The organism is Citrobacter sp. Cpo126 (assembly GCF_030332445.1).
GTDB classification, from domain to species: domain Bacteria; phylum Pseudomonadota; class Gammaproteobacteria; order Enterobacterales; family Enterobacteriaceae; genus Citrobacter; species Citrobacter portucalensis.
In genome coordinates this window covers 122789-146678 of sequence record NZ_JAOWHT010000014.1, presented here as the reverse complement: position 1 = coordinate 146678, position 23890 = coordinate 122789, and the positions used below count along the sequence as shown (strand labels likewise).

Annotated in this window: 22 protein-coding genes and 1 other RNA gene; 14 read left to right on the top strand and 9 right to left on the bottom strand. The window is 50.7% G+C overall.

The window, feature by feature from the left end; all coding sequences use genetic code 11:
• Positions 1 to 105: 105 nt before the first annotated feature.
• The 5 genes from rnpB to garP form a co-directional block, all read right to left on the bottom strand.
• Positions 106 to 482: RNase P RNA component class A (rnpB, locus tag OGY17_RS00785), an RNA gene on the bottom strand.
• 32 nt (positions 483 to 514) lie between these two features.
• Positions 515 to 1660, bottom strand: a complete 1146-nt coding sequence (garK, locus tag OGY17_RS00780; RefSeq protein ID WP_286606238.1) for a glycerate 2-kinase — start codon at positions 1658 to 1660, stop codon at positions 515 to 517.
• Positions 1661 to 1725: 65 nt separating this feature from the next.
• Complete coding sequence (gene garR, locus OGY17_RS00775; protein ID WP_003828600.1) at positions 1726 to 2616, bottom strand: 2-hydroxy-3-oxopropionate reductase; 891 nt, start codon at positions 2614 to 2616, stop codon at positions 1726 to 1728.
• A gap of 30 nt (positions 2617 to 2646) precedes the next feature.
• On the bottom strand, positions 2647 to 3417 hold the full coding sequence (gene garL / locus OGY17_RS00770) for a 2-dehydro-3-deoxyglucarate aldolase (protein WP_008785889.1): 771 nt from the start codon (positions 3415 to 3417) through the stop codon (positions 2647 to 2649).
• Positions 3418 to 3432: 15 nt separating this feature from the next.
• Positions 3433 to 4767 (bottom strand): galactarate/glucarate/glycerate transporter GarP, encoded by a 1335-nt coding sequence (gene garP / locus OGY17_RS00765; protein WP_008785890.1) that lies wholly within the window; start codon positions 4765 to 4767, stop codon positions 3433 to 3435.
• 405 nt (positions 4768 to 5172) lie between these two features.
• Between garP and garD the strand changes: the two genes are divergently transcribed.
• Entirely contained in the window at positions 5173 to 6744 is a 1572-nt protein-coding gene (garD, locus tag OGY17_RS00760; RefSeq protein ID WP_204558590.1) for a galactarate dehydratase, read from the top strand.
• A gap of 48 nt (positions 6745 to 6792) precedes the next feature.
• Here garD and OGY17_RS00755 read toward each other — a convergent pair whose 3' ends face one another.
• A complete protein-coding gene (locus OGY17_RS00755; protein ID WP_149607321.1) occupies positions 6793 to 7731 on the bottom strand; it encodes a sugar kinase in 939 nt (312 codons plus the stop codon).
• Positions 7732 to 7741: 10 nt separating this feature from the next.
• Positions 7742 to 8575: a DeoR/GlpR family DNA-binding transcription regulator gene (locus OGY17_RS00750; protein ID WP_286606236.1), complete on the bottom strand. Its 834-nt coding sequence runs from the start codon at positions 8573 to 8575 to the stop codon at positions 7742 to 7744.
• A gap of 339 nt (positions 8576 to 8914) precedes the next feature.
• Between OGY17_RS00750 and OGY17_RS00745 the strand changes: the two genes are divergently transcribed.
• The 11 genes from OGY17_RS00745 (at position 8915) to OGY17_RS00695 (ending at position 19529) form a co-directional block, all read left to right on the top strand.
• Positions 8915 to 9769, top strand: coding sequence for a tagatose bisphosphate family class II aldolase (locus OGY17_RS00745; protein WP_286606234.1), 855 nt, complete (start codon positions 8915 to 8917; stop codon positions 9767 to 9769).
• Positions 9770 to 9779: 10 nt separating this feature from the next.
• Positions 9780 to 10694 (top strand): 1-phosphofructokinase, encoded by a 915-nt coding sequence (gene pfkB / locus OGY17_RS00740; RefSeq protein WP_149607318.1) that lies wholly within the window; start codon positions 9780 to 9782, stop codon positions 10692 to 10694.
• Between the two features lie 25 nt (positions 10695 to 10719).
• Entirely contained in the window at positions 10720 to 12150 is a 1431-nt protein-coding gene (locus OGY17_RS00735; protein ID WP_286606231.1) for a PTS fructose transporter subunit IIC, read from the top strand.
• Entirely contained in the window at positions 12137 to 12943 is an 807-nt protein-coding gene (locus tag OGY17_RS00730) for an HPr family phosphocarrier protein (protein ID WP_286606229.1), read from the top strand. Before OGY17_RS00735 ends, OGY17_RS00730 begins: the two co-directional genes overlap by 14 nt.
• A 184-nt stretch (positions 12944 to 13127) precedes the next feature.
• The gene (locus OGY17_RS00725; RefSeq protein ID WP_286606228.1) at positions 13128 to 13982 is read left to right on the top strand and encodes a tagatose bisphosphate family class II aldolase; all 855 of its coding nucleotides are present in this window, start codon (positions 13128 to 13130) and stop codon (positions 13980 to 13982) included.
• Between the two features lie 133 nt (positions 13983 to 14115).
• Positions 14116 to 15387, top strand: a complete 1272-nt coding sequence (gene gatZ / locus OGY17_RS00720) for a tagatose-bisphosphate aldolase subunit GatZ (RefSeq protein ID WP_286606226.1) — start codon at positions 14116 to 14118, stop codon at positions 15385 to 15387.
• Between the two features lie 14 nt (positions 15388 to 15401).
• Positions 15402 to 15866 carry a PTS galactitol transporter subunit IIA gene (gatA, locus tag OGY17_RS00715; protein WP_003828615.1) on the top strand — a complete coding sequence of 155 codons (465 nt, stop codon included), beginning with the start codon at positions 15402 to 15404 and terminating at the stop codon, positions 15864 to 15866.
• Between the two features lie 27 nt (positions 15867 to 15893).
• Positions 15894 to 16178: a PTS galactitol transporter subunit IIB gene (gene gatB, locus OGY17_RS00710; protein WP_003828616.1), complete on the top strand. Its 285-nt coding sequence runs from the start codon at positions 15894 to 15896 to the stop codon at positions 16176 to 16178.
• Positions 16179 to 16182: 4 nt separating this feature from the next.
• Complete coding sequence (locus OGY17_RS00705; protein WP_003828618.1) at positions 16183 to 17556, top strand: galactitol-specific PTS transporter subunit IIC; 1374 nt, start codon at positions 16183 to 16185, stop codon at positions 17554 to 17556.
• A gap of 44 nt (positions 17557 to 17600) precedes the next feature.
• Positions 17601 to 18644: a galactitol-1-phosphate 5-dehydrogenase gene (gene gatD / locus OGY17_RS00700; protein ID WP_032945086.1), complete on the top strand. Its 1044-nt coding sequence runs from the start codon at positions 17601 to 17603 to the stop codon at positions 18642 to 18644.
• A gap of 111 nt (positions 18645 to 18755) precedes the next feature.
• Positions 18756 to 19529: a DeoR/GlpR family DNA-binding transcription regulator gene (locus OGY17_RS00695; protein WP_003828620.1), complete on the top strand. Its 774-nt coding sequence runs from the start codon at positions 18756 to 18758 to the stop codon at positions 19527 to 19529.
• Here the strand turns inward: OGY17_RS00695 and OGY17_RS00690 are convergent.
• Entirely contained in the window at positions 19526 to 20527 is a 1002-nt protein-coding gene (locus tag OGY17_RS00690; protein WP_032945087.1) for a Fic family protein, read from the bottom strand. The genes OGY17_RS00695 and OGY17_RS00690 overlap by 4 nt on opposite strands.
• Positions 20528 to 20529: 2 nt before the next feature.
• The gene (rsmI, locus tag OGY17_RS00685) at positions 20530 to 21393 is read right to left on the bottom strand and encodes a 16S rRNA (cytidine(1402)-2'-O)-methyltransferase (protein ID WP_137378073.1); all 864 of its coding nucleotides are present in this window, start codon (positions 21391 to 21393) and stop codon (positions 20530 to 20532) included.
• Between the two features lie 63 nt (positions 21394 to 21456).
• Between rsmI and OGY17_RS00680 the strand changes: the two genes are divergently transcribed.
• Together OGY17_RS00680 and OGY17_RS00675 are read left to right on the top strand one after the other, a co-directional pair.
• Positions 21457 to 23508 (top strand): penicillin-binding protein activator, encoded by a 2052-nt coding sequence (locus OGY17_RS00680; protein ID WP_191215377.1) that lies wholly within the window; start codon positions 21457 to 21459, stop codon positions 23506 to 23508.
• Positions 23466 to 23861: a YraN family protein gene (locus OGY17_RS00675; RefSeq protein WP_204558594.1), complete on the top strand. Its 396-nt coding sequence runs from the start codon at positions 23466 to 23468 to the stop codon at positions 23859 to 23861. The genes OGY17_RS00680 and OGY17_RS00675 overlap by 43 nt, the downstream gene beginning before the upstream one ends.
• The last annotated feature ends 29 nt before the right edge of the window (positions 23862 to 23890 follow it).

The following is a 23890-nucleotide window of genomic DNA, read 5'->3' as shown; positions in this document are numbered from 1 at the left end:
TGAAGCTGACCGATAAGCCGCGTTCTTTTGAGCATAGCGTCGTGGACAGTCATTCATCTGGCTTACCCAGAAAGCAAAAACCCCGCCGAAGCGGGGTTTTATAAAGAGTGAAGCTGACCGATAAGCCGGGTTCTGTCGTGGACAGTCATTCATCTAGGCCAGCAATCGCTCACTGGCTCAAGCAGCCTACCCGGGTTCAGTACGGGCCGTACCTTGTGAACCCCTATTTGGCCTTGCTCCGGGTGGAGTTTACCGTGCCACGGACTGTTACCAGCCGCGCGGTGCGCTCTTACCGCACCCTTTCACCCTTACCTGATCCCACTTGCGTGGGCCATCGGCGGTTTGCTCTCTGTTGCACTGGTCGTGGGTTCCCCCCCCAGGCGTTACCTGGCACCCTGCCCTATGGAGCCCGGACTTTCCTCCCCTCCGCCCGTCTCCCCCGAAGAGGACGACGACGAAGCGGCGACTGTCTGGTCAGCTTCGGCGCGCAGTATAGAGGGTTTGCGGGGCAATGTCACCCCGCACTGCGCATTCCTATCGCTAACGTGGCAGCGATGTTTCTTGAGGCGCGATAAATATTATCAAATGCCCCACGGAAGGCCTCTTCCAGCGTGCTGATGCTGGTCAATACGCTAAATACCGCATCGATACCATATTGATGCACTACCTCCACATCGCGCGTCAAGCTGCCGCCAATACCAATAACCGGCTTGTGGTACTTCTTCGCGACATTCGCCACGCCTACCGGCACTTTGCCGTGAATGCTCTGGCTGTCGATCCGCCCTTCGCCGGTCACCACCAGCGTACAGTCGTGAATATGCTCTTCCAGATTGAGCGCCTGGGTCACAATCTCGATACCGCTGCGCAGCTCGGCGCCTAAAAAAGCCATTAATGCCGCGCCCATTCCGCCTGCCGCACCGGAGCCTGGCACATCTTTCACATCAACCCGCAGAGACTTTTTAATAATGTCGGCATAGTGAGACAGATTACGGTCCAGTTCGAGAATGCGTTCTTCCGTCGCCCCTTTCTGCGGGCCAAAAATGCGCGAAGCGCCAGAATCGCCGATGAGTGGATTAGTCACATCGCAGGCCACGCGAATGGAACAGGTTTTTAAGCGCGGATCCAGACCCGAGATATCGATGGAGTTCAGACTCATCAGGCTTCCACCACCGTAGCCAATTTCTGTCCCGTTGGCGTCGCAAAGTTTTGCCCCCAGCGCCTGCACCATACCCGCGCCACCGTCGTTGGTCGCACTGCCGCCGATGCCAATAATGATGCTCTGCGCACCGCTATCCAGCGCCTGCAAAATCAGCTCTCCGGTACCGCGTGACGTAGTGACTAAAGGGTTGCGCTTTTCAGGAGGCACCAACGCCAGACCGCTGGCTGCCGCCATTTCGATAAACGCAGTTTTACCATCTCCAGACATGCCCCAGCAGGCATTCACTTTTTCGCCCAGCGGCCCCGTTACTTGCGCTGAATGTTCACTCCCTTGCGTCGCGGCAATCATGGCTTCAACCGTTCCTTCGCCGCCATCGGCAACCGGAACAGAAACATATTGCGCATCGGGGAAAATTTCCCGAAATCCTTTTTCTATTGCCTGAGCTACCTCGGAGGCAGAAAGGCTTTCTTTATAAGAGTCTGGGGCAATTACGATTTTCATAGTTATGTAGCCTGACTGTGCCGCGCAAGGCAAGAAATACAGGGCGCACATCCGCGCCCTTCTTGTTAGCGAGTGACTTCCACTTTCGCCAGTTTTTCGTAGTAGCATGCAAGCGCACTGTGATCGGCAGTACCCAATCCATCTGCGCGTAGCGCCTGCATCATCTCCATGACTGCTGCAGTCAGCGGCAACTGAGCGCCAACACCATGAGAGGTATCCAGCGCGTTCGCCAGGTCTTTGATATGCAGGTCAATACGGAAACCTGGTTTAAAGTTGCGATCCATCACCATCGGCGCTTTCGCATCCAGCACGGTGCTGCCTGCCAGCCCGCCACGGATCGCCTGATACACCAGGTCCGGATTCACACCCGCTTTGGTCGCCAGCGTCAGCGCTTCAGACATCGCGGCAATGTTCAGCGCCACAATCACCTGATTCGCCAGCTTGGTGACGTTACCCGCGCCAATTTCACCGGTATGCACCACGGAGCCTGCCATCGCTTTCAGCAGATCGTAGTACTTGTCGAAAATCGCTTTATCACCGCCGACCATCACCGACAACGTGCCGTCAATCGCTTTTGGCTCGCCGCCGCTGACCGGCGCATCCAGCATATCCACGCCTTTCGCTTTCAGCGCATCGCTAATTTCACGGCTGGCCAACGGTGCAATGGAGCTCATGTCGATAAGCACTGTGCCCGGTTTCGCCCCTTCAATAATGCCGCCTTCACCCAGTGCCACTTCCTTAACATGCGGAGAGTTCGGCAGCATGGTGATGATCACATCACACTGCTCAGCGATATCTTTCGCCGTGGCGGCGGTTTCAGCGCCTGCGGCAATTACTTCCGCAATGGATTCCGGGTTACGGTCAGCAACCACCAGCGAGTAACCTGCCTTGAGGAGGTTTTTACTCATTGGTTTACCCATAATACCGAGGCCAATAAAACCAACTTTCATTGTCATGTCTTTATCTCTCTCTACTGTCGATGGTGGTTATTTCTTAAAAGAATCAGCCAGTTTCTGCGTGGCTGAACGGAACACGCCAAGGTCGCTGCCAACGGCAACAAACGTCGCGCCCCACTCCAGATAACGACGCGCATCCGCCTCTACCGGGGCCAGAATGCCGCTTGGTTTGCCGTGTGCTTTCGCGCGGGCAAAAATGTGCTGGATAGCTTTCTGCACATCAGGATGTGACGCATTGCCGAGGTGACCTAGCGCCGCGGCCAGATCGCTTGGTCCGACGAAGACACCGTCAACGCCTTCTGTCGCCGCGATTGCGTCAACGTTATCAACGCCCTGCTGACTTTCGATCTGCACGATGATGGTGATGTTCTTATTCGACTGCGCAAAGTAGTCCGGTACGGTGCCAAACATATTGGCGCGATGGGATACGGACACGCCGCGAATACCTTCCGGCGGATAGCGGGTCGACGCCACAGCGTTAACCGCTTCTTCTTCCGTCTCAACGAACGGGATCAGGAAGTTGTAAAACCCGATATCCAGCAGGCGCTTGATAATCACCGGTTCGTTGGTTGGTACACGCACTACCGCCGCGCTGTCGCTGCCTTTCAGCGCCATTAATTGCGGAATAAACGTCGAGATATCATTCGGCGCATGTTCGCCATCCAGTACCAGCCAGTCAAAACCTGCCAGGCCTAAAACTTCGGTACTGATTGGGCTGGCCAATGCAGACCAGCAGCCAATCTGAATTTGTTGCGCCGCGAGGGCCGCTTTAAACTTATTCGGGAAAATCGTGTTATTCATCGCCTATACCTTTGTTTATTTCTGCAATTCCATACGTTTAATGTCACCGACAATAAACAGGTAGCAAACCATTGCCATCAGCGCCGAGCACCCTACAAACATCAGCGCAGCATTAAATGAGTGCAGCTCGCTCACCAGATACCCAATCACCAGCGGGGTGACGATGGAAGCAACGTTGCCAAATACGTTAAATACCCCACCGCACAGACCGACAATCTCTTTCGGCGCGGTATCGGAAATCACCGGCCAACCCAGCGCGCCGAAACCTTTACCGAAGAACGCCAGCGCCATCAGCGCCACCACAAGAGCGGTATTATCGGTGTAGTTACACAGAATAATGGTCGATGCGAGCAACATGCCGAGCACTATCGGCAGCTTACGCGCCAGGGTAATGCTGAAACCACGTTTAATCAGATAATCAGAGAACACGCCGCCGAGCACGCCACCGAAAAACCCACACAGTGCCGGAATCGAAGCCACCAGGCCCACTTTCAGAATCGACATACCTTTTTCCTGAACCAGGTAAATCGGGAACCAGGTGAGAAAAAACCAGGTAATTGTGTTGATAAAATACTGGCCAAAGAACACACCAAGCATCATACGGTTCGTGAGCAACTGCTTGATATAATGCAGTTTAGGACCACCTGACTTCACATCGCCCGGTTTTTTATGGTCCATATCCACGACCGCGCCGTTTTCAGAGATAAACTTCAACTCTTCTTGCGACATGCGCGGGTGATCGGTTGGGTTATGAATAAACTTTACCCACAGTCCGGTAAGCACAAAACCAATCACGCCCATCACGGTAAAGACGTGCTCCCAGCCCCAGGCGAAGGTCAGCCAGCCGAGCAGCGGGGAAAACAGCGCCAGGGAGAAATACTGTGCGGAGTTAAAAATCGCGGATGCCGTGCCGCGCTCTTTCGTTGGGAACCAGGCCGCCACGATACGGGCATTAGCCGGGAAGGATGGGGCTTCCGAGAAGCCCAGCATAAAGCGCATGATGAACATTGAAATACCCGCCCAGGCCAGCGGAAACATGTCCACAAAGCCCTGCAGGAAGGTAAACAGTGACCAGAAGAACAAACTGTAGGTGTAGACTTTCTTCGAGCCGAATTTATCCAGCAGCCAACCGCCGGGGATTTGCATCAACAGGTAAGCCCAGCCGAAGGCGGAGAAAATGTAACCCATTGAGATGGCGCTGAGATGTAACTCTTTCGCCACTTCAGTTCCGGCAATAGACAGCGTCGCACGGTCCGCATAGTTAACGGCTGTAACAATAAATATTATCAGCAATATTAAATAACGGGTGTGCGTACCTTTCTTTTTCTCGACAACTGTATCCAATATCATTCTATTTACCTCGGGCACATAAAAGGTTTTTATTATTATTTTGTGGGTATTTCTCGTGATAAATTACCGATAATAAAAATAGATAATAATTTATCAGGCGTTATGAAACCGTGATTTAGTATAATCATCAGCACAACGTTAATCATTGTGCAAGCGCTCATTAAATACGCGTTATTAAATTAATGTTTTGGGCATATGCACACAAGCATGGGCGCTAATGCACACATTTACGTATTGCTACCACTGGTGACGCGGCCTTACTGAGTTTAAGTGATCATCGTCACATTCTTCACGTTAAACTCCTGACATTCTTATTTCACGATACCGAATCTTTATTACTTACAATTAGATTCAAAATATAAATATCCACACTATTATAACCACCTTGTTGGAGAATACTGGACAATGGCCGACATCGAAATCAGACAAGAATCGCCAACGGCGTTTTATATTAAAGTTCACGAAACAGATAATGTGGCGATAATTGTCAATGACAATGGTCTGAAAGCCGGAACGCGTTTTCCGGACGGACTGGAACTCATTGAACATATTCCCCAGGGTCATAAAGTGGCGCTATTGGATATTCCTGTTCATGGCGAAATCGTGCGTTATGGCGAAGTGATAGGCTATGCCGTTCGCAATATCCCACGCGGCAGCTGGATTGATGAATCAATGGTTGAGCTGCCCAAAGCCCCGCCGCTGGAGACGCTGCCGCTGGCAACTAAAGTACCAGAGCCGCTGCCGCCTCTTGAGGGTTATACCTTTGAAGGTTACCGCAATGCTGACGGTAGCGTAGGTACCAAAAATCTACTCGGTATCTCCACCAGCGTGCACTGCGTAGCGGGCGTGGTGGATTATGTGGTGAAAATCATTGAGCGCGATCTGCTGCCTAAATACCCGAACGTCGACGGTGTGGTGGGGCTCAATCATCTCTACGGCTGCGGCGTGGCGATCAATGCTCCAGCCGCCATCGTGCCGATTCGCACCATTCACAATATTGCGCTTAACCCGAATTTTGGCGGTGAAGTGATGGTCATCGGCCTCGGTTGCGAAAAACTGCAGCCAGAGCGGCTGCTGGAAGGCACGCACGACGTGAAAAGTATTCCGGTCGACAGCGCCAGTATCGTCAGCCTGCAGGATGAAAAGCACGTCGGCTTTCAATCGATGGTCACCGATATTCTGCAGGTGGCCGAACGTCACCTGGCAAAACTCAATCAGCGCCAACGTGAAACCTGTCCGGCTTCAGAACTGGTGGTCGGCATGCAGTGCGGCGGTAGCGATGCGTTCTCCGGCGTGACGGCCAACCCGGCGGTGGGTTATGCCTCCGACCTGTTAGTACGCTGCGGCGCGACCGTAATGTTCTCTGAAGTAACCGAAGTGCGCGATGCCATCCACCTTCTGACCCCACGTGCGAGTAACGAAGAAGTAGGTAAACGCCTGCTCGAAGAGATGGCCTGGTACGATAACTACCTTGATATGGGCAAAACGGATCGCAGCGCCAACCCTTCTCCGGGCAACAAGAAAGGCGGTCTGGCAAACGTGGTGGAAAAGGCGCTGGGTTCGATTGCCAAGTCAGGCAAGAGCGCGATTGTCGAAGTATTGTCGCCGGGTCAGCGTCCAACCAAACGTGGCCTGATTTACGCTGCAACTCCCGCCAGTGATTTTGTTTGCGGTACACAGCAGGTCGCTTCCGGGATCACCGTGCAGGTGTTCACTACCGGTCGCGGTACGCCGTATGGCCTGATGGCCGTGCCGGTGATTAAAATGGCGACACGCACCGAGCTGGCCAACCGTTGGTTTGACCTGATGGACATTAACGCGGGCACCATCGCCACCGGAGAAGAAACCATTGAAGATGTGGGTCTGAAACTGTTCGAATTTATTCTCGACGTCGCCAGCGGGCGTAAGAAAACCTTCTCGGATCAGTGGGGACTGCATAACCAGCTGGCGGTGTTTAACCCGGCGCCAGTGACCTGATTATCCCAATCAGTGAAATGCCAGACGATGTCATCGTCATCTGGTATTTCACCCCATCAGCGCCTTAATCTGCGCTAACGTTGACGTACCTTCCATTGGTCCACGTGTCGATATTGCCAACGAGCCTGCCGCATTAGCATGGGCCAACGCCTCAGGAACAGAATATCCAGCAAGATACAGGCTGACAAACGTTGCACCAAAGCAATCACCAGCACCTGTAGGATCGACAACATCAACCGGATAACCCACTACGTGATGCTGCTCGTTCTGAGAATAATAACTGGCACCGCGAGGACCGCGTTTAATCACAATATGTTTAATTCCCCGATCAAGCAGATTTTCAACGATCTGAGCCTCATCGCGTGACTTGCTCAAACCAAAATAGTCCAGTTCACCATCACTTGGCAGGAAAAAATCGGTGTAATCCAGGATGTATTCAAAGGCCTGTGACATCTCACGAATATTCAGCATCTCTTTACGAATGTTTGGATCGAACGAGATAGTCCCTCCTTTCTCTTTAACAATACTGACAGCTTTACGCACGGCATCAATCAGCCGAAAAGAAAACAATGAAGAACCCATAATGTGGAAGTGATTGCATTGTTCAAGCAGTGCTCCATCAAGATGCTCAGCGCTTAGCAGCCCACAAGCACTGTTGGGCAAATTGAAGATAAAATCGCGGTGTGCCTGAGTGCGGTAGCTTACAAACGCACTGCCCGTGGTGGCGTTAGGAAGAACGGAAATGCCCTTAACATTCACGCCGTCTCGTCTCAGCCGGGCGATATTCATCTCCCCAAAGGCATCATTGCCAACGCAACTAAACAGCAAAGACTGAAAGCCCAGCTTAGCAACCTGATCGGCAAAGATAGCTGGAGCCCCACTGGGATACGGTCCCCAAAATTCGCCTGGGGACGAAAAACCCTGATTCTCTTTTTTCGCCAAAAATTCGACGAGTAATTCACCAAGTGTCGCAATAGTCATTTTCATGCGTTGTCCTTCACCTTGCCGGATGCAGGGTGGGATTTATCCAGGTCAGACATTCATTGTTGGTGTAGCTATTGGTCAATCCAACGGCGGTAAAACGAGAATGATACTCTGCGGCAACAATCTGCGGGGTCACCACCGCACTAAGTACGCTCAAATTACCTACCGGATATCTCGCTTCACCATAATCAGGACGCTGTGCGATGACCGCCACGCATCGCTGGCTGAGTCTGAGTGATTCCGCCAGTATTACTGCGGCGCTTTCGCTGGCTACATTCAGAGTCCCATCTTCGCTGACGTGCTCAATCATCACTACGCTACACGTTGGCTGAAAACGTTGGATCGATTGAATAGCAATTTCTCCTTCCAGTCTCTGTCCGCTACGGTCCAGAGTGCCGCCCAGCAACACAATCTCGCCGTCGATATAATCCCGTGCAATAGCCACATGGCCGAGATCATTGAAAGCCAGGCACAACTCACGAGATTCACCAAGAAAGGGGATTGTTTTACGCGGAACCACTCCCGCCCCGAGGAAAAGCGAATCTTCATCAGCAACCAGGCGAGCAACCTGCTTTGCCAGCTCAAGCTCAGCGCTACGATCCGACTCCTGCATCCGACTCATATCCTGAGTGACAGATGCCCTAACCGGCTGTGCGGTGTAAATCGCCCCGCCAAAAGATCGTTTCAGGTAACCCTGCTGCTCCAGATAATTGAGATCATTACGGATTGTCACCCCTGAAACCGCTAACATTTCTGCCAGATCTTCCACTTTGATTTCACCGTTCTTGCGAACGATTTCGGCAATGTCCAGACGTCTCTTTAGCAGGCTGGTAGATGGTTTTGCCACAACATACCCTTTTTTTATGACATGTCGGAAATCTCTTCCGCTCTTTAACTTTCATTTTTAAATTTCCTCTGAGTGATGTCAATTACGCGTCGTTCACAAAGATGCAGAAAACTCAAAACATCTCATTAATATCAATAAATTAGAAGCCTCTTACTTTCCATCATTAATTTACAAAAGAAAACAAACAGTCAATGCTTAACTTTCATTTTATAAAAACCATTGCGGTTTTGTGTAGCTGATCACATTCATAACGACGAATGATCGTTACATTGCTTTCAAAACGAAGACGCAAAGAAAGAAATTATTTTAATTTTGAAAGTAAACTATAGAGAGAAATCCATGTTCATTATTTCCAGCAAAAATATGCTTCAGAAAGCGCAACGCGATGGCTACGCGGTACCGGCTTTTAATATCCATAACCTGGAAACCCTACAGGTCGTTGTCGAAACTGCGGCAGAAATGCGTTCGCCGTTGATCGTGGCGGGTACGCCTGGAACTTTCAGTTATGCCGGGACCGGAAATATCGTGGCGATCGCAGGCGATCTGGCTCGAGAGCACAATCTCCCTCTGGCTATTCACCTCGATCACCATGAATCAACGGGTGATATTGAAAGTAAGGTGCTGGAGGGAGTACGTTCCGTGATGATTGATGGTTCCCATTTTCAATTTGAAGAAAACGTGGCACTGGTGAAGAAAGTGGTCGATTTTTGCCATCGCTACGATACAAGTGTAGAAGCAGAGTTGGGACGTCTGGGCGGTGTGGAAGACGATCTGATCGTGGACAGCAAAGATGCGTTGTATACCAACCCACAACAGGCGCGCGAATTTGTTATGCGGACTGGAATTGACTCTCTGGCCGTTGCCATCGGCACCGCGCACGGACTGTACGCCGCGGAGCCAAAACTGGACTTTGACCGCCTGGCAGAAATCCGCGCACAGGTCGATATCCCCCTTGTATTGCACGGTGCCTCCGGCCTGCCAGAAAGCGATATCCGCAAAGCCATTAGTCTGGGAGTATGCAAAGTAAACGTCGCGACAGAGTTGAAAATCGCTTTTTCTGATGCGCTAAAACAGTACTTTGCGCAAAACCCGAACGCCAACGATCCGCGTCACTATATGCAGCCTGCAAAACAGGCAATGAAAGAAGTCGTACGCAAAGTGATCCACGTCTGTGGTTGCGAAGGACAGTTGTGAGGGAATATCTGTGATCTATACGTTAACGCTCAATACCGCGATTGATATGAATATATTTAGCGATCCTTTACTGCCAAATATTGTGAATCGTACGCACCATACGGAATATTGCCCAAACGGAAAAGGCGTCAACGTCGCTCTGGTACTGAATCATTTCCAACAGCCTGCTCATATACTCGGTATTTTTGGTGGATTCACGGGTCGTTATATTGTGGAGGAGTTACGTAAAAATAAAATATGCGTTTCTCCTGCGTGGGTGAATGAGCCAACAAGGATTAACATTTTCATCAACGATGGTCACCAGGAGTACAAACTGGTCAATCCCGGCTCATTTATTCCTGATGATTGTAAACAACAAGTATTGAATGAAATATCACGGTTACCCGATGCTGAGTATCTGGTAATTAGTGGCAGCTTACCTCAGGGAGTCGAGAGTAATTTTTATGCTGAAATCATGCAGATTTGTCAGCAAAAAGAAATCGCGGTAATTCTGGATATTAGCCATTCATCATTACGTCAGTTACTGGAGTTTAATCCGTTATTAATTAAACCAAACGATGAAGAGATAAAGGCTATTTTCGGTTTAACCGTAACCGATGATTCTCAGGCACAAGATGCCTTTGCAGAGCTGCACTCCCTCGGCGCACAGAATGTTTTACTGACGCTTGGAGCCAAAGGCATGTACTTTTCAAACGGTATTGATAGTTGGTTTTGCACCGCCCCCACTATTGAACTGGTGAGCTCAGCTTGTGCGGGAGATGCGTCACTTGCTGCATTCCTGAGCCATTGGTTAACCACGGGTGAAGTGGAATATGCTCTGGCACTTGCCAGCGCAACGGGTGCAGATGTCGCAAGCTCAGCCGGACTCGGCCAACTTGCGGCTATTAATACATTACTTCCTCAAATCCAGGTCCGAAAGCTGTAAACAAAAATAAACTAAAGGTCTGCTTATGAAAAAGATCATTGCAGTTACCGGTTGCCCTACCGGTATCGCGCATACTTTTATGGCTGAAGAAGCTTTAAAACATGCAGCTAAAAAAATGTCTGTCGAAATAAAGGTGGAAACAAATGGTGCCAGCGGTGTCGAAAATGTTATTACACCCACTGATCTTATTGGCATCGCGGGAGTAATTATTGCAGCCGATAAAGATGTATCTCCCGATCGTTTTAACGGCTTACCGGTGATCGAAGTTCCGGTCAAAGAAGCAATTCATCACCCAGCCGAACTGATTAATAAGGTAATCAATGGACAAGCGCCTATTCGTAAAGGAACCCAAACCGTTTCACAGAATAATATTGAAAAGGAATCTTTTGGTCGTCAGATTTACAAACACCTTATGAGTGGTGTTTCGAACATGCTGCCATTTGTGGTTGCTGGCGGGATACTAATTGCTGTTTCTTTTTTATGGGGTATTTATTCCGCCGACCCTAAATCACCGGAATATAACGCCATTGCCGCGATGCTGATGAAGATTGGACAGCAAGCTTTTTCCATTATGGTGCCCGTCTTCACGGCTTATATTGCTTACTCCATTTCTGGCAGACCTGGCATGGTGGCGGGCTTTGTCGGCGGATTATTGGCCAACGCAACGGGAGCTGGTTTTCTCGGCGGTATCATTGCGGGGTTTGCCGCAGGCTATCTCATGCTGTGGGTAAAAAATCGGCTTGACGGTTTACCTCGCCAGTATGAAGGACTGAAATCCATTTTTATCATGCCGCTAATTGGCGTTCTGGCGATTGGTATCCTGATGGCGCTGCTCGGACAGCCCGTTGCCGCCATCAATAACGGTATGATGAACTGGCTTGCATCATTACAGGAAGCCAATCCAATCCTGCTCGGGATTGTCGTCGGTGCCATGTGCTCGTTCGACTTTGGTGGCCCGGTCAACAAAGCTGCCTACGTTACCGGCACTCTGCTACTCGGTCAGGGGAATTACTTCTTTATGGCGGGCGTTTCCGCTGCCTGTATCACCCCTCCGCTGGTAATCGCACTGGCAACGACTTTCTTCCCGAAAGGTTTTAGCGAAGAAGAGCGTGCCGCCGGTATGGTGAACTATATCCTGGGGTGCACACACATCACCGAAGGAGCAATTCCTTTTGCCGCAAAAGATCCTCTACGCGTGATCCCGATGATGATGATCGCGTCAAGTATTTCAGCCGTTCTCAGCTACAGCTTGCATATTCAGGTTCCCGCACCACACGGCGGATTCCTGATCCTGCCATTAGTCAGTAAGCCTATTGCCTGGGTATTGTGCATTTTGGCAGGCTCCGCATGCGGTGCCATCATGCTCGGCTCGTGGAGACTGTGGCTCAATCGCAATCAGCCAGTAAGTTCAGACAGCAGCACCATTCAGACGGGAGGTCAGAATGCAACTTTGTGAACAGGATATTTTCATCAGTGACGAGCGAGTCGATAAAACTACTGCACTCCAGCGCGTCTCAGAGCAACTGGTTGCAGCCGGAAATACTACGCCGGAATATTTACAAGGTATGCGGGATCGTGAAGCACAGATCTCAACGTATCTTGGGAACGGTATTGCCATCCCCCACGGAACACCAGAAACACGTGATGCCGTCCTGGATACTGGTGTCAAGATTATTGTATTTCGTCAGGGTGTCGCATGGGATGACGAGAACGTGGCGCATATGGTCACCGGTATTGCGGCGCGCTCTAATGAACATCTCGAGATCTTGCGTCAATTAACCCGCGTATTAAGTGATGACAGCGTTCCACTGGCGTTGCAACGTGCCGAAACGCCAGCCGAGGTATTAGCCATTCTGACGGGAAGGGATACACATCAGGCTCAGCCGGAAGCACGGTTGGAAGGTGAGCAGGCCATCTTTGTCATTCAAAACCCACACGGGCTGCACGCCAGGCCAAGCGCGGTGTTGGTAAAGTTTATTAAGCAGTTTACCAGCCACATCACGATTGAAAATCTTGATAATGGCACTGGGCCAATTGATGGCAAAAATCTGATGAAAGTGGTCTCATTAGGAGCCAAAAATGGTCATCGTATTCGATTCACTGCTCAAGGTTCAGATGCCTGCCAGGCACTGCGGGAAATCGGACAAAGCATTAGAGAAGGATTAGGTGAGATGGTTTCGGTACCCGTGACGCCACCGCCTGAAGCAGTTAATCAGAAACGAAGTTGGTTATCACGCTTGTTTAGTTAATGCCTGTCCGACCTATCCGCGTCTTTGTTCCTAAGACGCGGATTCATACCAATTACCAGCCCTACCTTTCGCAATCCTTCTTTTTATTTCGAAACTTTCATTTATCAGATCAAAATCACAAAAAAACGTTACGAAACCCTATACTTTATTTCGAAGAAAGAAATCGAAAGACTTCGGAGGAAGTATGTTTATCATCTCAAGCAAAATGATGCTGAAGAAGGCGCAGCAAGAAGGCTATGCCGTACCAGCATTTAACATCCACAATCTGGAGACCTTACAGGTCGTCGTGGAAACAGCAGCCGAACTACGTTCTCCGTTGATCGTCGCCGGCACGCCAGGCACTTTTAGTTATGCTGGGGTCGGTAACATCGTTGCAATCGCCAGTGAACTGGCAAGAAGCTGGAACCATCCTCTCGCCATCCATCTCGATCACCATGAAAGCACCACCGATATTGAAGCAAAAGTCGCTACAGGTATTCGCTCTGTCATGATTGATGGTTCTCATCTGCCATTTGCCGACAACATTGCGTTAGTTAAACACGTTACTAATTACTGCCACCGCTATGACGTTAGCGTTGAAGCTGAGTTGGGACGGTTAGGCGGACAGGAAGATGACCTGATCGTAGACGGAAAGGATGCTCTGTATACCCACCCAGAACAGGCTCGGGAGTTCGTGGAAAAAACGGGTATCGACTCACTGGCTGTCGCGATTGGCACAGCTCATGGTCTGTATAACGCTGAACCTAAACTGGATTTCGAGCGACTAGCCGAGATTCGTCAGCACATTGATATCCCACTGGTTTTACATGGCGCATCTGGGCTGCCTACACATGATATTAAGCGCGCAATCTCCTTAGGGGTCTGCAAAGTTAACGTCGCTACCGAACTTAAAATCGCCTTTGCTGGCGCACTTAAAACCTACCTGAGCGCACATACCGATGCGAACGACCCACGGAATTACATGATGCCAGCAAAAGCGGCCATGAAAGAGGTAGTACGTAAGGTGATTGCCGACTGCGGCTGCGAAGGAAAGTTGTAATTGATTAATTAATTCGAATTGTACGGGTTCTGACAAAGGTCTGTTTTTAAAGCTGGATCACGAAAGATGCTTTTACCCTTTGCCTTCAATCCAAAAATATTATGAAGATAAACAAAAGATATCGGAGATAGAAGTGAAAGAAATAATCTCTCGTCATAAAGCAGGTGAGCATTTAGGTATTTGTTCTGTTTGTTCAGCCCATCCGCTGGTCATTGAATCCGCATTACGTTTTGATCTCAATACGAACACGAAAGTTCTGATCGAAGCAACGTCTAACCAGGTTAATCAGTTTGGTGGTTATACCGGGATGAAACCCGCCGATTTCCGAGACTTTGTCTATGGCATCGCACAAGAGATTGGTTTCCCTCGCGAAAGACTGATCCTAGGTGGCGATCACCTCGGCCCTAACTGCTGGCAAAACGAACCTGCGGCAGAAGCGATGGAAAAATCCGTAGCCTTAATCAAAGCTTACGTTGCCGCAGGGTTCAGCAAAATCCATCTTGATGCTTCGATGTCCTGCGCTGACGACCCAACGCCGTTAGATCCAATGGTAGTTGCCCAGCGAGCAGCCGTGCTTTGCCAGGCCGCAGAAACAACGGCAACCGAAGAACAGAAACACCATCTGACTTACGTTATTGGAACAGAAGTTCCCGTACCAGGCGGAGAAGCCAGCACCATTGGCAGCGTTCATGTCACACGCGAAGAAGATGCCGCCCGGACACTGGAAACCCATCAGGTTGCCTTCCGCGCATTAGGGCTTGAAGAGGCGTTAACTCGTGTAATCGCCATTGTGGTTCAACCCGGCGTCGAGTTCGATCACACCCAAATCATTCACTACCAACCACAAGCTGCAGAAGCGCTATCCGCCTGGATAAAAGAGACACCAATGGTCTACGAAGCGCATTCTACCGATTATCAAACCCGCCATGCATACCGTGCTCTGGTACGCGATCACTATGCAATATTGAAAGTGGGTCCGGCACTCACCTTTGCCCTGCGCGAAGCTATTTTTGCTCTTGCGCAAATGGAAAATGAACTGATCTCCCCAGAACAACGGAGCCGGGTTCTGGAAGTAATTGACGAAGTAATGTTGAATGAACCGGACTACTGGAAAAAATATTATCACCCAACCTGGAGCCAGGCGATGGTTGATATTCACTTCAGCCTCTCCGACCGCATTCGTTACTACTGGCCGCATCCCCGCATTCGCCAAAGTGTAGAGAAATTAATTACCAACCTTAATGACATCGCTTTACCACTGGGACTCATTAGCCAGTTTATGCCCGTGCAATTTGAACGCCTGACTGAAGGGACGTTAACCGCCACACCAAATAATCTGATTATCGACAAAATCCAGGACGTTCTGCGCGCCTATCGCTTTGGTTGCGCACCAGTAATTGCCTGAAATCTGGAGAATATATGAGCCAACTTTTTGTTCGAACAGGAATTAACTTTAGCTCGTGTCAGCATGCGCTGACACATATTGGGGAGGAGATGCTGGCCAAAGGGGTCGTGTATGAAAGCTATCCGCAGGCCCTGATTGAGCGTGAAGCAACTTTTCCAACCGGAATAGCGCTGGAACGTCATGCCGTTGCGATTCCACATTGTGAAGCTGTGCATGCGATATCCCCTGCTATCTATCTGATTCGCCCGGATACACCGGTCAACTTTCAACAAGCAGATGATGACGAAGAGATAGCCGTTTCTTTAATTATCGCCTTAATCGTTGAGAACCCGACTGCGCAGCTGAAGCTCCTGCGTCGTCTGTTTAGTGAGCTACAAAACCCGAACACCATTGAAGCATTGCTGAATGCGCCTGATGCAGAACTGGCCATGCTCTTTCGGGAAAAAATCCTTGAGTCTGAGCCCTGCGCACAGGCTTGATAAAACTGATAATAAAAGGAGTACCCTATGAAACGTAAAGTAATTGTGGCCTGTGGCGGTGCTGTAGCAACTTCAACAATGGCGGCAGAAGAAATTAAAGAACTCTGTGAAGCCAACAATATCCAACTCGACCTGGTTCAATGTCGGGTAACGGAAATCGAAACCTATATGGATGGAGCGGATCTTATCTGTACCACCGCCCGCGTTGACCGTACGTTTGGCGATATCCCAGTGGTCCACGGCATGCCTTTTGTTTCAGGTGTGGGTATCGAAGCATTACAGCAAAAAATACTGACTATCCTCGTGGGGTAACGCCATGTTTAGCGAAATAATGCGTTATATCCTCGACTTAGGTCCAACGGTTATGCTGCCGCTAGTGATCATCATCTTCTCAAAATTGCTGGGAATGAAGCTCGGGGATTGTTTTAAATCAGGTTTGCATATCGGGATTGGCTTCGTCGGTATCGGTCTGGTGATCGGCCTGATGCTGGACTCTATTGGCCCTGCCGCAAAAGCAATGGCAGAACAATTTCAAATCAACCTGCATGTCATCGATGTCGGTTGGCCTGGCTCATCACCAATGACCTGGGCTTCGCAAATTGCGTTAATTGCGATTCCAGTCGCCATTGGGGTGAATATCCTGATGCTGGTTACCCGCATGACCCGTGTGGTGAACGTCGACATCTGGAATATCTGGCATATGACGTTTACCGGTGCCATGTTGCATCTGGCGACCGGCTCATACTGGCTGGGCATTCTCGGCGTGGTTGTTCATGCCGCATTCGTCTATAAACTGGGTGACTGGTTTGCCAAAGACACGCGCGACTTTTTTGGCCTGGAAGGCATTGCCATTCCACACGGTTCCTCGGCATACCTGGGCCCGATAGCAGTCCTGGTTGATACGATCATTGAAAAAATCCCCGGACTGAACCGCATTCATTTCAGCGCGGATGATGTCCAAAAACGCTTCGGCCCCTTCGGCGAACCTGTAACCGTCGGTTTTGTGATGGGATTAGTTATCGGCATGCTGGCTGGATATGACGTTAAAGCTGTGCTGCAGCTGGCGGTGAAAACGGCTGCCGTTATGTTGCTCATGCCGCGTGTCATTAAACCGATTATGGATGGCCTGACTCCTATTGCTAAACATGCCCGTAAACGCCTGCAGGCAAAATTTGGCGGACAGGAGTTCTTAATCGGTCTGGATCCTGCACTACTGCTCGGCCATACGTCGGTGGTTTCCGCCAGTCTAATCTTTATCCCGCTGACCATTCTGATTGCTGTTCTGGTACCCGGAAACCAGGTTCTGCCATTCGGCGATCTCGCGACCATTGGTTTCTTTGTCGCCATGGCGGTAGCCGTTCATCAGGGAAACCTGTTCCGCACGCTGATCTCTGGCGTCATCATTATGGGTATCACCCTGTGGATAGCCACACAAACTATTGGTTTACATACCCAGCTTGCCGCTAATGCAGGCGCATTGAAAGCCGGTGGCATGGTGGCCTCAATGGATCAGGGCGGCTCCCCAATCACCTGGCTGCTAATCCAGCTCTTCACCTGGCAGAACGTGGTGGGCTTCATCATTATCGCTGCTATTTACCTGTTGGGTGTACTGCTGACCTGGCGTCGGGCACGTAATTTCGTGGCGGCTGAAAAAGCGGCAGCCATAACGGAAAGCCAGACCGCATCTTAATTTCTGGGGAGCATTTGCTCCCCTTCACATTTCTGGAGACACTTATGAAATCAGTGGTTATTCACGCTGAGGGCGACGTACGCGTTGAAGAACGTCCCATACCACAACTGCAAACTGATGAAGATGTATTGGTCAAAGTGGTCAGTTCAGGGCTTTGCGGCTCAGACATTCCCCGTATCTTCAATCATGGTGCGCACTATTATCCAATCACGCTCGGGCATGAGTTCAGTGGTTATGTTGAGTCCTACGGCGCAAGCGTAACCGACTTACAACCCGGTGATGCCGTGGCCTGCGTACCGCTGCTTCCCTGCTTTCATTGCCCTCAGTGCGAGCGGGGATACTTCTCGTTATGTAAACATTATCAGTTTGTCGGTTCACGAAGCGAAGGTGGGAACGCAGAATATGTGGTTGTAAAACGCGCCAACCTGTTCCGCCTGCCTTCAGATATGCCGATTGATGATGGCGCATTCATTGAACCGATTACCGTCGGTCTGCATGCTTTTCATCTGGCTCAGGGATGCGAAGGCAAAAATGTGATTATCGTTGGTGCTGGTACTATCGGTTTGCTGGCAATGCAATGTGCCCGTGAACTCGGTGCCAAAAGTATCACGGCAATTGATATCAATCCGCAAAAGCTGGCATTAGCAAAAGAACTGGGGGCAACCCATGTGTTTAATAGTCGGGAGATGAGTGCGGCTGAGATCCACGCAGGCCTGGAAAATATTCAGTTTGACCAACTCGTGCTGGAAACAGCGGGAACCCCGCAAACTGTGACGCTGTCGATTGAGATTGCAGGCCCTCGTGCTCAACTAGCGTTAGTCGGCACGTTACATCACGATCTGACGCTTGCTTCAGGTGTCTTTGGGCAAATATTACGTAAAGAATTAACCATTCTTGGCAGTTGGATGAACTATTCCAGCCCATGGCCTGGAGAAGAGTGGGAAACCGCTGCCCGTTTATTGACGGAAAAACGCTTACAGCTTGAGCCATTAATTGCTCACACTGGCAATGCCGAAAGCTTTGCCAGCGCCGTCAAGTCACTCCACGGCGCGCCGATGCAAGGAAAAATTCTACTCAAACTATCCTGAACCCATGAGCCAGCAACCTGCGCTGGCTCACATTTACTTTCGAAATTTAGCGTTCACCTTTCGCAATCCTTCGATTAAACTAGTGATAATTAAATTATCAGGCAAATCAATATGAACTCATTTGAGAGAAGGAATAAAATTGTCGACCTGATTAACACGCAAGGCAGCGTACTGGTAATGGACCTTTCGAATACCTTTGGTATTTCTGAAGTAACCATTCGCGCCGACCTACGGTTATTAGAAGAGAAGGGTCTGGTCACCCGTTTTCACGGCGGTGCGGCAAAACCAGGAAGCCATCTGGCTGAAGGTGACAATCAGGAAGTGTTATTAGAAGATCGGTATCAGCTTGCCAGCGATCCCAAAAAACGGATTGCCCAGGCCGCAACGGCAATGGTTGAGGAAGGAATGACCGTAATTCTGGATAGCGGAAGCACCACCTTATTGATTGCTGAAGCGCTAAACCGAAAAAGTAATATCACCGTTATTACCAATAGCCTGCCTGCCGCGTTCACGTTATCGGAAAACAAAGATATTACGCTGGTCGTCTGCGGCGGCACTGTGCGCCACAAAACGCATTCAATGCATGGCACTATCGCTGAACGCTCCCTACAAGGAATAAGCGCTGACCTGATGTTCGTAGGCGCTGACGGGATTGATGCTACTAACGGTATTACGACCTTCAACGAAGGTTATTCGATTAGTAGCGTGATGGCAGCGGCGGCACATAAGGTCATTGCCGTACTGGACGCGACAAAATTTAATCGACGTGGTTTTAATCAGGTGCTGCCAATGGAAAAGATTAACTGCGTAATAACCGACGACAGTATCAGCAAACAGGATAAATCAGCGCTGGCCAAAACAGGCGTTGAACTGCTGGTCGTTTAAATTACCCGCCACATCCCCCCTTTTGTCGCGCCAACGCGTTGCAGTTTACCTTTTAGCTGCAACGCTTTCAGATAGCGTTCTACGGTCCGGGCTGAGATTTCACACTCATTAGCGATGCTTTTGGCGGATCTGCTCGGCTGATTCGACAATATTTGTAGAATGCGTTTTTCTATATCCAGTAAATCAGCCGACATTTCTTCCGACATTTCTTCCGACATTTCTTCCGACAGGGCTGATGGTTTTCCCAATCCCTCCTGCAAAGCAGAGATAATGTTTTCCAGGATAAATTCTATGAATGGCGTGCAGCTACTTTGCCGATCGCAAAGCCCTAACACCTGATAATAGCGGTCCTGTTGGTAGTGGATTAGTGTCTCTACGGGTAACCACGCCAATTCCGATCGCCACTCACGAAGGATTAATGTCTGCCACAGCCGTCCCATCCGCCCATTACCATCGGCAAAAGGATGAATAAATTCAAACTCATAATGGAAAACGGCACCAGCAATCAGTGGGTGGAGCTCTGTCGTTTTCAACCAGCCCAGTAAATCATTCATCAAACGTAAAATTTGTGAGGCTGGTGGAGCCATGTGAATAAGCTGTTTATCCCTGTAAACACCAACATTTCCGGTACGTAACTGGCCTGGATTATCGACCAGACCAAGCATAAGAACCCGATGTGCCTGTAAAAGGTCGGATAATTTTCCACTTTTCCATTCCGACATTTTTTCATAGGCCTGAATCGCATTTCTAACTTCCTGTATGTCTTTAGCAGGCGCCAGAATACGTTTGCCCTCCATCAGCGCGGTGACTTGTTCCGTCGTCAACGAATTATGCTCAATCGCTAAAGAGGCCTGAATCGTGCGAATACGATTCTCTTTGCGCAAAAGAGGAGATGCCCTACCAGCCATCGCAGCCCAATGCCCCATCAACTCACCAATTTCAATAACCTGGTTGAGGATCAATGGGGTGACCACGAAAGGTGGTTGGTAGGTGCTCACTGTTACTCTCCCTGCTGTTCCAGCGCGTGCTTATACAACGCATTCTTTTTCACGCCATGGATTTCCGCTGCCAGCGCCGCCGCTTTCTTCAGCGGCAGCTCTTTTTGTAACAACGCCAGCGTACGCAGCGCATCAGCCGGGAGGTCATCTTCTTGCGCTTTATGCCCTTCGACAATCAGCACCATTTCGCCTTTACGACGGTTTTCATCTTCCTTGACCCACGCCAGCAGTTCACCAACCGGTGCCCCGTGAATAGTTTCCCAGGTTTTGGTCAGCTCGCGCGCCAGCACCACGTAGCGGGATTCGCCCCACACGGCAACCATGTCTTCCAGGCTATCCAGCAAGCGGTGGGTAGATTCATAAAAAATAAGCGTACGCGGCTCGGCCTCAATGGCTTTCATCGCATCACGTCGCCCTTTCGATTTGGCAGGCAGAAATCCTTCATAGCAAAAACGGTCTGAAGGCAGACCTGCAGCGCTCAGGGCAGCAATCGCCGCACAAGGACCAGGCAGAGGAACAACGCGGATCCCCGCTTCGCGACAGGTACGCACCAGATGGTAGCCAGGATCGTTAATCAGCGGCGTTCCGGCATCGGAAACCAGCGCAATGTTTTGTCCTTCTTTGAGCTTCGCGACCAGCGTTTCGGCCTTTTGCTGCTCGTTGTGATCATGTAGCGCGAACAGACGCGCGTTAATCGCGAAGTGTTGTAACAATAATCCTGTATGACGAGTGTCTTCAGCGGCAATCAAATCAACGGCTTGTAAAACTTCGAGCGCTCGTTGGGTAATATCAGCCAAATTTCCTATAGGAGTAGGTACAATAAAGAGTTGGCCTTGAGAATTATCCGCCGATTCGTGTTGTTTCATTGTGTCGTCCGTATTGCCGATTTAATATTGAGCATTGAGTAAAAAAATATCACTGGATACAGTATGGTACCCTCAACATTTTCTCGTTTGAAAGCCGCACGCGCGCTACCAGTCATTCTGGCAGCACTGATTTTCGCAGGCTGTGGCACCCAGGCGCCAGACCAGAGTGCAGCCCATATGCAGGGCACTGCGCAGGCTGATTCCGGCTTTTATCTGCAACAAATGCAGCAAAGCTCAGATGATAGCAAGACCAACTGGCAATTACTCGCCATTCGTGCACTGCTGAAAGAAGGCAAGAGCCAGCAGGCTATCGAACTGTTTAACCAGCTACCGCAGAAGCTAAGCGATACCCAGCGTCGTGAGCAGTCACTACTGGCCGTCGAGATTAAGCTCGCGCAGAAAGATGTCGCTGGCGCACAGGCCCTGCTGGATAAGTTAACTCCCGCCGATTTCGATCAAAACCAACAGGCACGCTACTGGCAGGCGCAAATCGACGTCAACCAGGGTCGTCCATCTCTGACGCTGCTGCGCGCCCTGATCGCCCAGGAACCGCTGCTGGCCGCGAATGCTAAGCAGAAAAATATGGACGCCACCTGGCAGGCGCTGTCGTCCATGACCCAGGAGCAAGCGCAGGCGCTGGTCATCAATGCTGATGAAAACGTGCTGCAAGGCTGGCTGGATCTCCAGCGCGTCTGGTTCGATAATCGTAACGATCCGGACATGATGAAAGCTGGTATTGCGGACTGGCAGAAACGTTATCCGCAAAACCCAGGAGCAAAACTGTTACCAACACAGTTGGTTAACGTGCAGAGCTTTAAGCCCGCCTCCACCAGCAAAATCGCCCTGCTGTTACCACTGAACGGTCAGGCCGCTGTATTTGGCCGTACTATTCAGCAAGGCTTTGAAGCTGCGAAAAACATGGGCACTCAACCTGTCGCAGCCCCTGTTGCTGTCGCACCTGCCGCAGTTCCAGCTGCCGCGACCACCACAGAACAGCCGCAAACGACTGACGGCGTTGCCAGCCCGTCTCAGGCGTCAGTAAGCGATCTGACCAATGAGACGCCGGCTCAACCAGAAACACCTGCTGTGCAGCCCACAGCACCCGCTCAGCCACCAACGGCCAGCGCACCGGCGAATCCATCCGCTGAGCTGAAAATCTACGACACTTCATCACAGCCGCTGAACCAGATCCTGACTCAGGTTCAGCAGGATGGCGCCAGCATCGTGGTTGGCCCACTGTTGAAGAACAATGTTGAAGAGCTGATGAAAAGCAACACGCCATTGAACGTCCTGGCGCTTAACCAGCCGGAGTCGGTGAAAAATCTGCCGAACGTCTGCTACTTCGCCCTGTCGCCAGAAGATGAAGCGCGCGACGCCGCGCGCCACATCCGCGATCAGGGAAAACAGACGCCGCTGTTGTTGATTCCACGGAGTTCATTAGGCGATCGCGTTGCCAACGCCTTTGCACAGGAATGGCAAAAACTGGGTGGCGGCGTGGTATTGCAGCAGAAGTTCGGCTCCACCGCTGAACTTAAAATGGGCGTCAACGGCGGCTCGGGGATTTCCCTGACAGGCAGCCCGGTGGCCTCCTCTGTGCCAGCCCAACCCGGCGTGACGATTGGCGGTCTGACCATCCCGGCAGCACCTACCGATGCGCAAATCACCGGCGGCAGCGGTCGTGTTGATGCCGTGTATATTCTGGCGACGCCGGAAGAAATTGCATTTATTAAGCCGATGATCGCCATGCGCAACGGCAGCCAGAGCGGAGCAACGCTGTACGCCAGTTCTCGTAGTGCGCAGGGCACTGCCGGCCCGGATTTCCGTCTGGAGATGGAAGGTTTGCAGTACAGCGAAATTCCGATGCTGGCAGGCGCTAACGCGCCTCTCATGCAGCAGGCGCTTGGCGCGGTTCGTAACGACTACTCGCTGGCGCGTATGTATGCCATGGGTGTCGATGCCTGGTCGCTTGCCAACCACTTCTCGCAAATGCGTCAGGTGCAAGGTTTCGAAATTAACGGTAATACCGGGGCCTTAACCGCAACGCAGGATTGTGTGATTAACAGGAAGTTATCATGGCTCAAATACCAGCAAGGACAAGTCGTCCCCGCCAGTTAACGAGTAAACAGACCGGTGACGCGTGGGAATCCACCGCGCGTGACTGGCTGCTGAGCAAGGGACTGCATTTTATCGCCGCCAACGTGCGTGAACGTGGCGGCGAAATCGACCTGATAATGCGTGAAGGAAACACCACCGTATTTGTTGAGGTTCGCTACCGACGCTCAGCACAGTTCGGCGATGCGGCGGCGAGTGTGACCCGGAGCAAACAACACAAATTATTACAGACCGCCCGCTTGTGGCTTGCGCGCCACAATGGGAGTTTTGATACTGTGGATTGCCGGTTCGATGTGTTAGCCTTCACCGGAAATGATGTTGAGTGGTTTAAGGACGCGTTCAACGACCGCTCATAGTTGAAGATTCAGAGCCTGGTTCTTAAGGA